Raw genomic sequence first — 14,175 nt, 5'->3', positions numbered from 1 at the left:
CTTTGATCTTTCTTCACGAAGTCCCTACAAAGTATAGAAGGAACCGGATGAGCTCTGCTCTTCCGGTTCTTTGTGTATCAGTTAGCTGCTGGAATCAATCCTTTATGAATGGAGACTTCCTTAATGGCACGGTAGACGGTTTGGACCATGAAATCGAGTTCCTTTTCTGACATGGAAAGGATCGGCATCATCGTGATGACTGGACCAAGTTCCCGAATGATCAGGCCATTTTCCCGTGCTGTATGGATGATTCCGGAAACGACATTCTCTTGGAGGGTGAACGTTTCTTTTGTTTGGCGGTCTTTAACGATTTCCACTCCAATCATGAAGCCGCGCTGGCGGATATCGCCGACTATCGGGAGTTCGTATAGCGTTTGCAGTCTTTGTGATAGATATTTAGATTTTTTCTGGATGTCTTTAATGAGATTACGGCTTTCCATTAGCTCGATATTCTTCAGGGCCAGTGCACAGGCTAGCTGATTTCCTGTATAGGTGTGGCCGTGATAGAAGGTTTTATGTTCTTCTCTTTCCCCCAAAAAGGAATGAAAGATCTGCTCGGTCATGATGGTTGCTGCGAGTGGCATATATCCCCCAGTGATCCCTTTACCCATACACATGATATCAGGGACGACATCCTCCTGTTCGCAGGCAAACATTGTACCGGTGCGACCGAATCCTACGGCCACCTCGTCACAAATTAAGAGGATATTGTACTTTTTGCATAATTGTTCGACCTCTTTCAAAAAGCCTTGGGGATGGGTTATGATGCCTGCTGCTCCCTGCACAAGCGGCTCGATGATCAATCCTGCAATTTCCTCTGATTGTTTCTCCAGTAACTGCTCCAGTTCCGTCAAGCAATGGTTTTTCACGGCTTCTTGATCTCCATACTCAGTCATGTGATAGGCATATGGTGAAGGGGCGGAAATCCGTTGAAATAAGAGGGGCTTAAAGATTCTATGGTATAAATCCATTCCGCCCACACTCACAGCTCCGACAGTATCGCCATGGTATGCTTCGTCAAGTGAGACGAATTTGTTTTTATTCTGATGCTTGACGGGATCGATATTTTGCCAATATTGATATGCGACTTTAAGGGCGATTTCAACAGCGGCAGATCCCGTGTCAGAGTAGAAGACTTTCGATAAAGAACCAGGAGTGATCTCGGCCAGTTTTTTTGCCAGTAGAATCGATGGTACATTCGCAGATCCCAGCAGCGTGGAGTGCGCGACTTTATTCACTTGTTCAATTAGGGCACCGTTTAATTCCGGCTCGTTATGCCCGTGCACGTTCACCCATAATGAAGCATAGCCGTCGAGGTAGCGTTTGCCATCCACATCAATCAGGTAGCTGCCTTCGCCGCGCTCGATGATCAGCGGTTTGCTTTCCCGATACGTTTTCATTTGTGTGAACGGATGCCATACATATTCCTTATCCCATTGTTCTAAATCCTGACTGTTCATGCTTTGAACACCTCTTTCAGTTGGTGGGTATAATCTTGATCACTAAGTAAATCAAGGATACAGATTCTCAAGTCTTTTCTAACATCGGCCAGTGTTGGGATGCAGGCGAGGCCATTCAGCCCAGTCAGCTTTTCAATGGTTTCGATATTGTCTTGATGAATCCGATCTTCCGGCCGGAAATGATTATACAAAATGGTTTTCACGTTTATATCATGGACTTGGGCATAAGAATGGGTGGTCACGACATCATGAATCGCCCCTAAACCGCTTGTGGATACGAAGAGGACAGGCATGCCGCAATCCTTTATGAAATCCGCCGTCATATAGAAACCTTCCGTTCGTTCAATAAGCGGCACAGCCAATCCGCCAGCGCCCTCTACTAATACGATGTCATACATTTCCTCAAGTTCGTGAACCCTTTCCACGACTTTCTTCTCATCGATAAGACTACCGGTTAATTTAATCGCCAAATGTGGGGAGGTTTCCGGTTTCAGTGTGTAAAACCCTGAATCCTTTACACCGAGTTCCTGCTCAAACCAAGATATATCCGGGTATGTATGATTTTCTTCATTGATTCCAGTTTGGAATGGCTTGAATATCGTGACGCTTTTTCCCAATGTTTGAAGAGACAGATAGAGTGCACTCGTGACGATGGTCTTTCCAATATCCGTGCCAGTTCCGGTTATAAAGTAGGCTTGGCCCATGGATGATTCAGCTCCTTTACGTTTATATATCTTGCAATGCGCGGACGTACTTGTTGAATGATGACAGCACATAGAATGCATAGCATAAGATCACCGGGTACAGGTAACAAGAAGCCGTAAAGAATCGTCTGGTTGATGGTAAGCGGCGTTTCAACAATCCACTTCATTGCACCATACAGCCAGATGCAGCCAAAAAGGTAAACTGTCAGCAAAGAGGCGGCATTAGCAAAGAATATGGAACGAATCGTGGAGAGGGAAAACCGGTTGATCAGCCATCCATTTACATAGGCTCCCAGTATATATCCGAGCAAATAGCCGAATGTAGGTTTGAAAATATAGCCGAATCCCCCGCCTTCAGCAAACACGGGCACTCCGATAAGTCCGATCAAGACGTAGCATAACTGACTGAGCATTCCAAGCCGGGGCCCCAATAATGCGCCTGCCAAATAAACTGCCAGAATTTGCAGTGTGAATGGTATGTAAGGTATAGGTATCTTAATAAAGGCGCCAATGGCAGTTAACGCGGTAAAAAGGGCCACATAGGAAATCGTCCTTGCTTTCAAGTTTTTAACCTCCTTTTTTGAAAGTGCTGGCAAAATGCCCACTATTAGTTTGCCTGATTTCTATTTTATATGTCAACTAATTTATTTTTTAGTTAACATATAAAAAGCCATCTTTATCGGGATTTAAAGGAGAGACTAGGAAAATATTGAAAAAAGACCATTGAATAATATTTTGTTAGTATGTTATTATTCTATCGATATGTTAACTTAAAATATTTAAGGTTAACAAATTTACCTAAATCGCCAGGCAGTATTGATACTGCTAAATGTTAAGTGCTGCCCATTGTGGTTGGATGGTGCACATGCGACTACTTGGTTTGAAGGGAAAGTGGATTGGAGATGGAGGCATTCGCGGTTGGAGCATCAGGTAGATATTGCAGGCAGTTGGTCTTTATTTACCAGACCGGGTTATGCTCCTTTTCTAGGAATTGCATAGTCAAGGAATCCATAAACCAGCGATTCGGCACACAATAAAGAAAAGAGGGATAGGTTTGGAAACAATGTTAAGGGACTGGAAGAGGTTAGCGGAGAACGTTATCAAAGGATATAAAGTGACGGAGGAAGAGGCATTATCCATCGTACAAGCCCCAGACGAAGAGGTTTTGGAAATTTTGAATGCGGCCTACCTCATACGCAAGCATCATTATGGGAAAAAAGTTAAATTGAATATGATCATCAATACGAAATCAGGATTATGTCCCGAAGATTGCGGCTACTGCTCGCAGTCGATCGTATCGGAAGCCCCAATCGATAAATATGCTTGGTTGACGAAAGAAAAGATTGTCGAGGGAGCGCAAGAATCAATTCGTCGCAAAGCGGGTACTTACTGCATCGTTGCGTCCGGCCGTCGTCCGACCAACAGGGAAATCGATCATGTCATTGAAGCAGTAAAGGAAATCCGCGAAACGACGGATCTTAAAATCTGCTGTTGTTTAGGTTTCCTGAATGAGGAACATGCTGGCAAACTTGCGGAAGCAGGCGTTCATCGCTACAACCACAATTTGAATACATCACAGGAAAACTACAGTAAAATTACATCGACACATACATATGAAGACCGGGTAGATACAGTCGAAGCTGTAAAAGAAGCCGGAATGTCCCCATGTTCTGGTGCCATTTTCGGTATGGGGGAATCTGAGTCGGAAGCGGTGGAAATCGCACTATCCCTACGCAGCCTTGATGCAGATTCCATTCCTTGTAATTTTCTCAATGCAATTGACGGAACGCCGCTTGAGGGAACTTCCGAGTTGACCCCTACTAAATGCCTGAAATTGATTTCGATGATGAGATTCGTTAATCCGAGTAAAGAAATCCGTCTGGCCGGCGGTCGTGAGGTCAATCTCCGTTCCATGCAGCCCATGGCACTTTATGCAGCCAATTCCATCTTCGTCGGCGATTATTTAACGACAGCTGGTCAAGAACCCACAGCAGATTGGGGAATCATCGAAGACCTGGGATTCGAAATTGAAGAATGTGCACTTTGATAAAGAGGATTATTGGAAAACAATATGGATATAAAAAAACACCCTTAGGGTGTTTTTTTCAGTTTGTCGGCAAAAGAAGACCCAATTGGGGTCGGAAAAAGTGCATGGAGGGTCGAATAAAGAGTTAGGAAGGTCGAATAAATCCGAGAACGGTCGAATAAGGTGCGTGGACGGCCGCAAAATGAGCGTTGATGGATGAAAAAATCGTGAACGGCAAAAAATGCTCCGGATGATAACAATTGGAACGTTTTTAAATGAAAAAAATGCAGGCAAACTGCTCTAATTCTAATTTCTTTATAGGTGTTTTATTACTTTGCAGTAAGCAGGCTAGTGGTCAGTAAAATTTTACAAAAATAAAAAAATGATTGATAAGTGAAAATAATGAAAAAAAAATGCTAAATTGTAAGAAGAGGTTTTTTTAATGAATTACCTGAATACAATAAAATTTGCTGCATTGTGGTAAATGAATATGATATAGGGAAAGAATCAGTATTGGTAATATCAATAATGAGAGGATAGTTTTGTGTGATGCATATATGGCTGATTAGTTTTATTATTTTATTATTGCTATTAATATTTTATACTATTATCCCAACGGTGCTTATTCGTGTATGCAGTCTGGGAATAACAAAAAATATCAATTTGAATAATGGGATTGCGCTAACTTTCGATGATGGCCCAAACCCAGAATATACAATAAAATTACTTGATCTTTTAAAAGAGTATAAGATAAAGGCCACATTTTTTGTTGTTGGCAGTAAGGTGAAAAGAAATCCTGAGATTATTAAAAGAATGCATGAAGAGGGACATACTATAGGGATCCACCATTATCATCATGTTTCAAGCTGGGTGCTATCACCAATCCATTTACGGAAACAGTTGGAAATGACTGAAAAGGCGATAAATGAAGTTACGAATGAAAAGGTTGTTTTTTATAGACCGCCATGGGGCCATTTTAATATGTTCACACCACTTTTCAGTAAGAAATATAGAGTGGTGATGTGGTCCGGCATCTTCGGGGATTGGAAAGTCGAAAATTGCAGGAATACTTTGCTTGATCAACTGCGAAGCACTTCGACAGAAGGTTCCATCCTGTTGCTTCATGACTGTGGTGAAACATTGGGAGCGGATAAAGAAGCACCAGGCTATATGATTGAAATGTTAAAAATTTACCTACAGGAGAGTAAGGAAAAAGGAATTTACTTTATTACTTTAAAAGACTTATAAATAATTCTGGGGGTATTATGAATATAGATACGCTTTTACATTTTATTGATTCATATGGATACCTGATCATTTTTCTTTTTTTATTCTTCGGCATTGTGGGAGTGCCTGCTCCTGAAGAATCACTTCTATTTCTGATTGGGGTGTTGGTAGCACAAGGTAAGCTCTCACTAGGTTTGGCAATGCTGTGTGCAATTCTCGGCGCCTTTATCGGAATGCTTGCAGCTTATGCATGCGGAAAATATGTGGGGTATCCATTTATAAATAAATTTGGAAGATTCATTGGGATTACGACTGAACGCTGGGAGAAAGCAAAGAAAAACTATACGGATAATGCACAAAAAACCTTAGTATTTGGATTTTATATTCCGGGAATAAGACAAATTAGTCCATATTTCGCAGGAATCTCTTCTATACCTTTTCGGAAATACTTCCTATTTTCCCTATTTGGCACTATTCTATGGACCGTCCCTTTTATAGTGGCCGGTTATTATATCGGGGATGCTTTTAATGTTAATCCTAAATATGTTCCATATTTAGGGCTTGTATTTTTAGTTATTTTTGCACTTTATGTTTCTATCAAATACATTAAAAAGAGAAAACAAATGTCCAAAGGTTGAGTCGGCTCCTTATTATAAAATTGGAAATTTATTATAAGAAGAAGATATCATGAACTATATATTTTGTATTTTCAGAATGATTTCTTAGGAGATGACACATATATGAAGAAGAAAATTTTGTTTTTACCTCTCTTTCGAATGCAGTCGGGACATCATCAAGTTGCAGAGGCATTAATGGATATGTTAAAAAAGCATTCAAATGGGATTACTTATAAGAAAATCGATCTAATCAGCTATACCAATACCTCTCTAGAAAAAATCATTGTAAATAGTTATCTTACATGGATCCGTTATGCGCCGGAAACCTATAATCTTGCCTATAAGAATCTGTTTTATGTGCACACGCCAAAGGAACGGATATTTAAGTGGTATCAGCAACTATTCATGAATAAATTGGAACAATTAATAGCAGAAGAAAAGCCTGATTTAATTGTGTGTACACACGGTTTTCCTTCCTATCTTTTAAGTCAGCTAAAGATGAAAGGGAAGTGCAGCACACCGGTTATAAATGTGTACACGGACTACTTTATTAATAATGTGTGGGGAAGCGAAGGGATAGATGCCCATTTTCTTCCTAGTCAAGAAGTAAAAGAAAAGCTGATGAGTAAGCGTCAAATACCAAAACAAACGATGATGGTCACTGGCATTCCCGTGCACGAGGAAATCACTAAAAATGCCCGTGTCCAAAGAAATACAGCACGGCCAAAAATTTTGATATCCGGAGGAAATAGCGGTCTTGGAGGGATTTTGAACTTAGGTGATGAGTTAAAGAATTCAACCGACTTTGATTATTTAGTCCTATGCGGAAATAACAGCAAGCTTTATGAAGAAATCGAAACATGGAACTTACCACATATCAAACCATTGCCTTATATCTCATCAAGGTCTGAAATGAATAAGCTTTATGAAGAAGTTGACGCAATCGTTACGAAACCGGGCGGTGTTACGATTAGCGAAGCATTGCGAAAAAGGCTTCCCATTTTTGTTCATTCGAGGCTTCCCGGGCAGGAGGAAATTAATCTGCAATATTTAAAACAACAAGGACTTGTATTTAAACTTAATCAGAAAAAGCCTTTTGAAAAACAATTGCTGGGTATATTGAAGGATCAGAAAAAAATGAAAAAGTGGAACACATCCATAGAAGCTTATCATAAGGAAATAGAGTTGGAGAAACCTGAGGGAATAGTGGAGGTCATGAAATTGATCCTTAGTCTTAATCAAAATGGTACACCTTCCTATCTAGCCCGACAGCCCAAACTTCTTTATAGCTGAGATGCATGGTGTTCGGAATCTAAATGAAAGAATAATACGGAAGGCTGCTGAATTAGCAGCCAACCTAAAATGAAAGGTCGGAAGAAGAGTGACTTTGAAAAAAACATACCTTATGATTTTTTCGATTATGCTGCTAGCGGCAGCGATCGCAGGTTGTTCAAATGATCAAGCGGAAAAAACGGAAATGAAGGCGCAAGCCGGAGGTAAAGTGGAATTGACGGTTTCCGCAGCTGTAAGTTTGCAAGATGCCTTAAATGATATAAAGATGTCTTTTGAAAAAGAGAATGCAAATGTAGAAGTTCATTATAACTTTGGAGCCTCTGGAGCTCTTCAGCAGCAGATATCCCAAGGCGCGCCTGTTGACCTGTTTTTCTCAGCTGCAGAAGATAAATTTGATAAATTAGTAGAGGAAGATCTTATTGAAGAGAAAAACGGAATCGATTTAGTCGGCAATGATCTGGTGCTGGTGGTGCCAAAGGATTCCAAAAAGGAAATCGGATCGCTGGAAGACCTTACAAAGGCAGAAAAAATTTCGATTGGCACTCCAGAGTCTGTACCGGCAGGGCAATATGCGAAACAAACTTTGGAAAACATGAACCTCTTTAAAGAGGTTGAAGATCGATTGGTATATGCAAAGGATGTCCGGCAAGTGCTTACATATGTGGAAACGGGAAACGTGGACGCAGGCCTCGTCTATAAAACGGATGCGCTCAACTCATCGAAAATTGAAATCATTGCAGCAGCCCAGGCAGATTTACACGATCCGATCATATATCCCGTCGGAATGATCAATGACTTGGATCATGATAAGAAAGCCAAGCTATTCTATGATTATCTCCAAACGGAAGACTCCATGAAAATCTTTGAAAAATACGGATTTAAAAATTTGAAATAACCACCAATCTGATGGCCTGGGTTTGTAGACAAAATGGGGTTCTACCTAAATTTTAAAACAAGACTAGATTATACTTAATGTTTTTTTACTGTAATCCTCATTGGATTGAAGAAATTTGCGACACTCCTGCCGAATTACTGGCTAGCCGAGACACCGCAGCCGCTTGCTTTGATGCGGCTTGGCAGGCAGTCGGCGGAAAGGGAGCGGATTTCTGAAATCAACTGAAACATCTCTTGCTGTTCTTTGAATTTGTCTACAGGCTGTAACCACCAATCTGGTGGTCTTTTTTTTATGCATCTACAGTAATATTAGGTATATTTTCCTTTATATTGAAACCTTGTCTTGCTTTAAACGTAAGAATAAGGACATGATATTTCAACCTACGCGTCAATAATTCGGCAGCGGCGTGAAAGTAACTTGTGACAAAAGAAGGACAGCAAATTACTGTCCTTGGGCCTGGCTGTGAATGGTTCCATTCTTTTTGAAAACTGTGTAAAACAGCTTAATCGGCAGGTATCCTATAGTCCCGCCAAGAGTATTTAGGATCATATCATCGGTATCAAAACTTCCTAATTCAAATAAAAGCTGAAGAACCTCATAGGTGAAGCTAAAACAGAATGTTGCAATCAAGATCGATCTGAGTTGGGAAAATCTTTTTGATATTAATGGAAGCATCAAGCCAAATGGTACAAAACCGATGATATTCCCCGCTATGTTCTCAATCCGGATGGATGTATTTACATCCGCTAAGAACAGGTAATGGAAAATGGTTTTAAAAGGGATGAAGTTATGGGACCCCCAATATCGGCCATTGAAGGTAAAAATAATATGACCATTCATTTCGGTTATCGAGAGGGTTTTAAATAAAATGAGCTTTGTAAGGATTAATAGATAAAGAACCATAAATAACGATAATACAATTTTTACAAAAATTTTCATGATACAACTCCAATATTAAAGTAGGAAATATTTATCATTTTATCATAAATGGTATATGATGAGTTTAATGTAATATTTTACAAGTTTTTTAGGGCAAGGAGGGGTAAAAGTGGAGGAAGCAATAATTGATTTTCTCATTGCAGTCATGTTAATTATTGGTTTCACATACGGCCTCATTAGGCAATTTAGACATTGTGTCAGTATTAGGAACGGAAATAAGTCGGAGTATGTTCATTACAAGAGGGTATTGATTGGAAACTACCTGATTTGCCTATCCTATTCGGGTTTTCTTTTTTCTTATATTTTGAATTCATTACTCTCATCTCATATTATACCGGCTTCATTTATTACAAGTGATAATACTAGTTTTTGCTGTTTTGGTTTTCTTGCCATTCTATTAATCGCTAAATTTGGAATTATTCCAAAGGAAAATGAACAAGTTGGATTACAAGAATACATAGTTGAGAAAGAGGGAATATGAAGAAAATTTCGCTTACTTTATTAATCGTATGTATATCGATCACCTTTCTATTGAATTTTGCCATGCCTGAATTTGCTGGCAAAATGAAAGACAATATAAGTTCCATGAATATCCTGTATTCATACAGAGTCACAAAATCATTTTCGGAACAAACCCAAGAAACGATCGAAATGGCATCCGTGCCTTTAGGGAAAGCCGAGACAAGGAGCGCCGATTTCCGAAGTGATGTTAAGCTTGAGGGAACTCCGCTGAATATTAGAAGTGTAGTGAAAGAGAGCTTGAACAAGCCGGAAGCGTATAAAACTAAAGAGAAATTAACCGGCCCCGAAAAAGGGTTTTCTTACCGGAAATATTATCTTACCAAAAATTATTATAAAGGAAGATATACAGTCATCCGAACGAATAAAATAACCGGGAAAGAAAAGGTGTATGTCGGAACTTACTATGAGCCGAGTACGCAAGATCCGATCGTCAAATGGTCACGTGATGAGAAATAATGGCTGATAATATCTTTTACCTGAAAAGTTGAGTGATTATATGGAGAAAACAGTAAAAATCGAGGATTATAACCCTGATTGGGTTAATGAATTTCAACAGGAAAAAGCGAGGATAATGGGGGTTTTAAAGAACTCTTGCCTTTGTGTTGAGCATATTGGAAGTACATCTGTCATAGGGTTGGGGGCAAAACCGATTTTGGACATCATGGTTGGCGTCCGGCATTTAGATGTAGCAGACACATTCATTGAGCCCTTGAAATCGATTGGATATGAATTTGTCCCGCATCAGGAATTTCCCGAAAGGCGTTTTTTTAGAAAAGGCCAATGGAGAGCGGGGACACATCATTTGCATATCTATAGATTCGGAAGTGAACAGTGGAAGAATCAACTTTCGTTTAGGGACTATCTAAGAAATCATCCTGACGTAAGGAAACAATATCAGGAATTAAAATTATCCTTAGCTCAAAAGCATCCTGGGGATATAGTGGGGTACACGAAAGAAAAAGCTCCATTTATCCAAAATGTCATAGAGTCAGCAAGATGATAGTTCTTCTTACAATGTTTCTTAACTGAAAGAAAATGAAACACCAAAGGTTAGCTTTTCTTAGGACAAGAGGTAACGGCAGTCAATTTAAACTGCCGTTTTTTTATGGGCGATTAGCATGAACTCCGAACAATTAGTTCAGGGGCAAACCGGTAAGTAATGTACGGAGTCTGATCCGAATTGGTTATCCGGTTCAATAATAACTCTGCTGTTTTAATTCCCATTTGCTGTATGGGTTGTCCGATAGTTGTGATGGATGGTTCATAAAACTCCGTATAAGCGACATCATCAATGCTGACAATGGCCACTTCCCCAGGAATCGAGATTTTTTGCTTTTTCAAATAGCTAAGGATTTCACGTAACACTAAATCATTTCCTGCCACAATGGCTGTTGGAGGTTTTTCTGCATCGAATATCTGGGCCAATTTTTCTTGAATTCGATTTCTTGGTAAAGAATGAATATCATCCTCCCTGACTTCCAATTTATGAGATGCCATCGCTTTTTTGAATCCTTCGATTCTTTCCAATCTTGGTGTGATCGGGATATCAATCGGTAAGGTTAAAAAAGCAATATTTTCGTGTCCTTTTTCAGCCAGCATGGAAACAGCTAAAAAGATTGCAGCATGATTGTCCAAAAGAACGGAATCGGATGTAACTCCATCTACTAATCGATCAACGAAAACCATTGGAATTGAATGATCGATCAAGTAATTATAGACTTTAAAATCATTTCCTACCGGAAAAATGATGATTCCATCTACTTGCGTGGAAACCAGCAAATCAAGGTATTCTTTTTCTTTCTCTGGATCATCGGCTGAGTCACATATGAATACCTTCATGCCATGCTGCTGAAGCTGTTCTTCTACGGTACGAATGATTTCGGTGGATAAAGTATGTAAAATATTAGCTACGAGTATGCCTATCACTTTTGTTTTTTTCACTTTTAAATTCCTGGCATTATCATTCGGGCGAAAATCAAGTTCTTGGATGACTTGCTCGATTCTGTTTTTTGTTTCAGCACTCATATAACGAAAACGTTGGTTAATATATTGAGAAACCGTACTTTTGGAAACACCGGCCTTCTCAGCAACATCTGATATGGTAGTTTTCTTTTTTTTCATGATGTTCTCCTAAAGGATATTATTTCTTGAAATAGAACGGGTTACCTTCATCATAACAAAGGAGCATTACGATTCCAACGCCAGTTAGCAGATTTTGTTAAGCATTGGATGTACCAACTATTTTGAAAGATACGAATGTGACTTCCATACAAAAAGCGAAGTAAAAGTAAAATGTAAGCGTTATCCAAAAAGCAACCGGGGGTTATTATCCCGGCTGCTTTTTTGTGATATATGAACATTGGTGTTAAAATAAGGAAATAATCAAAAGGAATGTAAATGCCAATTCCTATCAAGGAGGCTTACATGAGAAAGGTCGAGGTTGTTCTATATAAGAAAGAATGGTCAAAGCTATTTCATGATGAATACCAAAAATTAGAGGATATTTTCGGGCCTGAAATGATAGAGTTATACCATATTGGCAGTACGGCCATACCGGCCATCCATGCCAAGCCAGTAATAGATATTTTGGCAGTGGTTAAAGATGTGGAATGTGTGGCTGATTTTAATAAAGAGATGGAAGAGATAGGGTATGATGCCAGGGGCGAGAACGGAATCGCCGGACGACGGTTTTTTCATAAAGGCGGGGATGAGAGGACGCACCATATTCACATGTTTGAAAAAGGACATGAGGAAATAGCCAGACACCTCGCTTTTCGGGATTATTTGCTATCACACCCTGATGAAGCACAAAAATATAGTAGGCTGAAGCAGCGCTTGGCAGCGGAATTCCCAGATGATATTAAAGGATATGTTAACGGGAAAAATGATTTTATCAAAAAGGTTGATGAAAAAGCGAAACATTGGGCGAAGCGTGGTAATCATCATGTTAATGAAGTGGATTAAATGCCAAGTGAATGAGGAAAACAAGCGTTCATTTTCAAAAGCACAAGAGGGATGGGTAGAATTGCGTCATTGTGCTGGTTTCATGGGTCAAATCGGAGGGTGGAATAGATATGAACCCTTTGAAGCAGGCATTCTCTCCGTTTGGAAAAATCTCCATGTCTATCAAAGTTTCATGCAGCATCAGCATGATGCAATATTCGGGAAGAGTGACCAGGGAAGTACTTATACAAATATTTCTGTCGATATATTCGAGAGTATTTTCAATATAGGAACAACAGACATTACAGCTTTTTTCGGCAAGGGGAAATTACTGCGAGTGGCTGACTGTTCTGTTGAAAAGGATAAACGAGCCCGTTTTGAGCAGGTGCTAAAAGAAGTAGGGAGCAAGGGCATGCTGTCTGGCGCATTCGGTAGAAAAAGGCAAAACGGCAGATACCTTGTCGCCTCAATATGGGACAGTGAATTTTCACATCAAAGGTATGCGGATAAGGAATTGCCTTCCCTGATAAACGAATCGGGAGTGAACGTTTCAACCCATCGCATTACAGGAAGTTTAATTGAATTGCATCCAAAGTGGGTGGTCATTTAGAATCGAACATTATCAATCTATCAATTGAGGCTATGGCGTCTTGGATTTGAACGTTAAGGACATATCAGAGCTCTAAATATATTCTACAGAAGGTGATTACAAATGAAACTAGATTATGATTCACAGTACATCAGGGGCATCTACCTCAATAGAGACCGAATATCTTCGTATGACCATTTCCCTCTTGATCTGCCGGTTATCAGGCATCTTCAGGAAGTTGCTTTTCATCCAAGTGTTACCTATGTCATCGGGGAAAATGGAATGGGGAAGTCCACCTTGCTTGAAGGTATTGCGATTGCGTATGGCTTCAATCCGGAAGGCGGAACGTTAAATTTCAATTTCTCCAATTATGATTCACATTCCAATTTGGACGAATTCCTCCGTTTGAAAAAAGGCGTATACAAACCGAAGGATCATTTTTTCTTTAGGGCGGAAACCTTTTATAATTTAGCTACCAATATAGAGGAATTGGACAGGGAGTCATCGTTTGGGTCGAAAATCATCGATTCCTTCGGTGGAAAATCGCTACACCAGCAATCTCATGGGGAATCGTTTTTTTCTGCTTTTGTAGAACGATTTCAAGGCGATGGATTGTATATCCTCGATGAGCCTGAAGCTGCTTTGTCGCCATTGAGACAAATATCGATGCTGGCCAGGATAAATGAGCTTGTTCAACAAGGTTCCCAATTCATCATTTCCACCCATTCCCCGATCATCATGGCCTACCCGGATGCTAAAATCCTCCAAATTTCAGATGAGGGAATGAGTGAGGTGACGTTAGAGGAGTCCAATCACTATTTGTTAATGAAACAGTTTTTTGAAGATAAAGATCGGCTTCTTCATCATCTATTTCAATGAGATTTTAGCATCTCCATGAAAAGCAACTAAGGAAAAACCCCGTCTGCACTGCACATACGGGGTTTTCATTTTTTTGGAATT

16 protein-coding genes are annotated in these 14,175 nt (G+C 39.8%); 11 read left to right on the top strand and 5 right to left on the bottom strand.

What is annotated here, in order from left to right; genetic code table 11:
- Positions 1-77 precede the first annotated feature (77 nt).
- From bioA to ACIROD_RS22085, 3 genes are read right to left on the bottom strand one after another with little or no spacing between them, the layout of a single operon-like run.
- On the bottom strand, positions 78-1,460 hold the full coding sequence (gene bioA, locus ACIROD_RS22095; protein ID WP_402944317.1) for an adenosylmethionine--8-amino-7-oxononanoate transaminase: 1,383 nt from the start codon (positions 1,458-1,460) through the stop codon (positions 78-80).
- Positions 1,457-2,164, bottom strand: coding sequence for a dethiobiotin synthase (gene bioD, locus ACIROD_RS22090; RefSeq protein ID WP_101224838.1), 708 nt, complete (start codon positions 2,162-2,164; stop codon positions 1,457-1,459). The genes bioA and bioD overlap by 4 nt, the downstream gene beginning before the upstream one ends.
- Entirely contained in the window at positions 2,143-2,727 is a 585-nt protein-coding gene (locus tag ACIROD_RS22085) for a biotin transporter BioY (RefSeq protein WP_101224837.1), read from the bottom strand. The genes bioD and ACIROD_RS22085 overlap by 22 nt, the downstream gene beginning before the upstream one ends.
- 500 nt (positions 2,728-3,227) lie before the next feature.
- Here ACIROD_RS22085 and bioB point away from each other — a divergent pair, with 500 nt between their 5' ends.
- From bioB to modA, 5 genes are all read left to right on the top strand, one after another.
- A complete protein-coding gene (bioB, locus tag ACIROD_RS22080) occupies positions 3,228-4,211 on the top strand; it encodes a biotin synthase BioB (protein ID WP_402944778.1) in 984 nt (327 codons plus the stop codon).
- A gap of 528 nt (positions 4,212-4,739) precedes the next feature.
- The gene (locus ACIROD_RS22075; RefSeq protein WP_402944774.1) at positions 4,740-5,438 is read left to right on the top strand and encodes a polysaccharide deacetylase family protein; all 699 of its coding nucleotides are present in this window, start codon (positions 4,740-4,742) and stop codon (positions 5,436-5,438) included.
- Positions 5,439-5,455: 17 nt separating this feature from the next.
- Entirely contained in the window at positions 5,456-6,055 is a 600-nt protein-coding gene (locus tag ACIROD_RS22070; protein ID WP_101224834.1) for a DedA family protein, read from the top strand.
- 102 nt (positions 6,056-6,157) lie between these two features.
- Positions 6,158-7,327 carry an MGDG synthase family glycosyltransferase gene (locus ACIROD_RS22065; RefSeq protein WP_402944310.1) on the top strand — a complete coding sequence of 390 codons (1,170 nt, stop codon included), beginning with the start codon at positions 6,158-6,160 and terminating at the stop codon, positions 7,325-7,327.
- A 94-nt stretch (positions 7,328-7,421) separates the two neighbouring features.
- Positions 7,422-8,222 (top strand): molybdate ABC transporter substrate-binding protein, encoded by an 801-nt coding sequence (gene modA, locus ACIROD_RS22060; RefSeq protein ID WP_402944307.1) that lies wholly within the window; start codon positions 7,422-7,424, stop codon positions 8,220-8,222.
- Positions 8,223-8,663: 441 nt separating this feature from the next.
- On the opposite strand, the gene ACIROD_RS22055 is transcribed toward modA, so the two are convergent.
- A complete protein-coding gene (locus ACIROD_RS22055; RefSeq protein WP_101224831.1) occupies positions 8,664-9,161 on the bottom strand; it encodes a VanZ family protein in 498 nt (165 codons plus the stop codon).
- Positions 9,162-9,270: 109 nt separating this feature from the next.
- On the opposite strand from ACIROD_RS22055, the gene ACIROD_RS22050 reads away from it, so the two are divergent.
- Genes ACIROD_RS22050 through ACIROD_RS22040 form a run of 3 tightly spaced genes read left to right on the top strand, consistent with a single transcriptional unit; the run spans position 9,271 to position 10,683 of the window.
- Positions 9,271-9,642: a hypothetical protein gene (locus tag ACIROD_RS22050; RefSeq protein WP_402944302.1), complete on the top strand. Its 372-nt coding sequence runs from the start codon at positions 9,271-9,273 to the stop codon at positions 9,640-9,642.
- Complete coding sequence (locus ACIROD_RS22045; RefSeq protein WP_402944299.1) at positions 9,639-10,139, top strand: hypothetical protein; 501 nt, start codon at positions 9,639-9,641, stop codon at positions 10,137-10,139. Before ACIROD_RS22050 ends, ACIROD_RS22045 begins: the two co-directional genes overlap by 4 nt.
- A gap of 40 nt (positions 10,140-10,179) precedes the next feature.
- Complete coding sequence (locus tag ACIROD_RS22040; protein ID WP_402944296.1) at positions 10,180-10,683, top strand: GrpB family protein; 504 nt, start codon at positions 10,180-10,182, stop codon at positions 10,681-10,683.
- Between the two features lie 113 nt (positions 10,684-10,796).
- Here ACIROD_RS22040 and ACIROD_RS22035 read toward each other — a convergent pair whose 3' ends face one another.
- Positions 10,797-11,804: a LacI family DNA-binding transcriptional regulator gene (locus ACIROD_RS22035; protein WP_101224829.1), complete on the bottom strand. Its 1,008-nt coding sequence runs from the start codon at positions 11,802-11,804 to the stop codon at positions 10,797-10,799.
- A gap of 303 nt (positions 11,805-12,107) precedes the next feature.
- Here ACIROD_RS22035 and ACIROD_RS22030 point away from each other — a divergent pair, with 303 nt between their 5' ends.
- From ACIROD_RS22030 to ACIROD_RS22020, 3 genes are all read left to right on the top strand, one after another.
- Positions 12,108-12,647 (top strand): GrpB family protein, encoded by a 540-nt coding sequence (locus ACIROD_RS22030; RefSeq protein ID WP_402944292.1) that lies wholly within the window; start codon positions 12,108-12,110, stop codon positions 12,645-12,647.
- Positions 12,628-13,236 carry a YdbC family protein gene (locus ACIROD_RS22025; RefSeq protein WP_402944289.1) on the top strand — a complete coding sequence of 203 codons (609 nt, stop codon included), beginning with the start codon at positions 12,628-12,630 and terminating at the stop codon, positions 13,234-13,236. Before ACIROD_RS22030 ends, ACIROD_RS22025 begins: the two co-directional genes overlap by 20 nt.
- Before the next feature lie 102 nt (positions 13,237-13,338).
- Entirely contained in the window at positions 13,339-14,094 is a 756-nt protein-coding gene (locus ACIROD_RS22020) for an AAA family ATPase (RefSeq protein ID WP_402944285.1), read from the top strand.
- The last annotated feature ends 81 nt before the right edge of the window (positions 14,095-14,175 follow it).

This window comes from Peribacillus sp. NPDC101481, assembly GCF_044767165.1.
Classification (GTDB): domain Bacteria; phylum Bacillota; class Bacilli; order Bacillales; family DSM-1321; genus Peribacillus.
This window is presented reverse-complemented; position numbering and strand designations above follow the sequence as displayed.

Excerpts from the sequence above, each read along its gene's own strand:
- bioA (WP_402944317.1), bottom strand. The coding sequence starts at position 1,460 with ATGAACAGTCAGGATTTAGAACAATGGGATAAGGAATATGTATGGCAT.
- bioD (WP_101224838.1), bottom strand. The coding sequence starts at position 2,164 with ATGGGCCAAGCCTACTTTATAACCGGAACTGGCACGGATATTGGAAAG.
- bioB (WP_402944778.1), top strand. The coding sequence starts at position 3,228 with ATGTTAAGGGACTGGAAGAGGTTAGCGGAGAACGTTATCAAAGGATAT.
- ACIROD_RS22075 (WP_402944774.1), top strand. The coding sequence starts at position 4,740 with ATGCATATATGGCTGATTAGTTTTATTATTTTATTATTGCTATTAATA.
- ACIROD_RS22070 (WP_101224834.1), top strand. The coding sequence starts at position 5,456 with ATGAATATAGATACGCTTTTACATTTTATTGATTCATATGGATACCTG.
- ACIROD_RS22065 (WP_402944310.1), top strand. The coding sequence starts at position 6,158 with ATGAAGAAGAAAATTTTGTTTTTACCTCTCTTTCGAATGCAGTCGGGA.
- ACIROD_RS22055 (WP_101224831.1), bottom strand. The coding sequence starts at position 9,161 with ATGAAAATTTTTGTAAAAATTGTATTATCGTTATTTATGGTTCTTTAT.
- ACIROD_RS22045 (WP_402944299.1), top strand. The coding sequence starts at position 9,639 with ATGAAGAAAATTTCGCTTACTTTATTAATCGTATGTATATCGATCACC.
- ACIROD_RS22040 (WP_402944296.1), top strand. The coding sequence starts at position 10,180 with ATGGAGAAAACAGTAAAAATCGAGGATTATAACCCTGATTGGGTTAAT.
- ACIROD_RS22035 (WP_101224829.1), bottom strand. The coding sequence starts at position 11,804 with ATGAAAAAAAAGAAAACTACCATATCAGATGTTGCTGAGAAGGCCGGT.
- ACIROD_RS22030 (WP_402944292.1), top strand. The coding sequence starts at position 12,108 with ATGAGAAAGGTCGAGGTTGTTCTATATAAGAAAGAATGGTCAAAGCTA.
- ACIROD_RS22025 (WP_402944289.1), top strand. The coding sequence starts at position 12,628 with ATGTTAATGAAGTGGATTAAATGCCAAGTGAATGAGGAAAACAAGCGT.
- ACIROD_RS22020 (WP_402944285.1), top strand. The coding sequence starts at position 13,339 with ATGAAACTAGATTATGATTCACAGTACATCAGGGGCATCTACCTCAAT.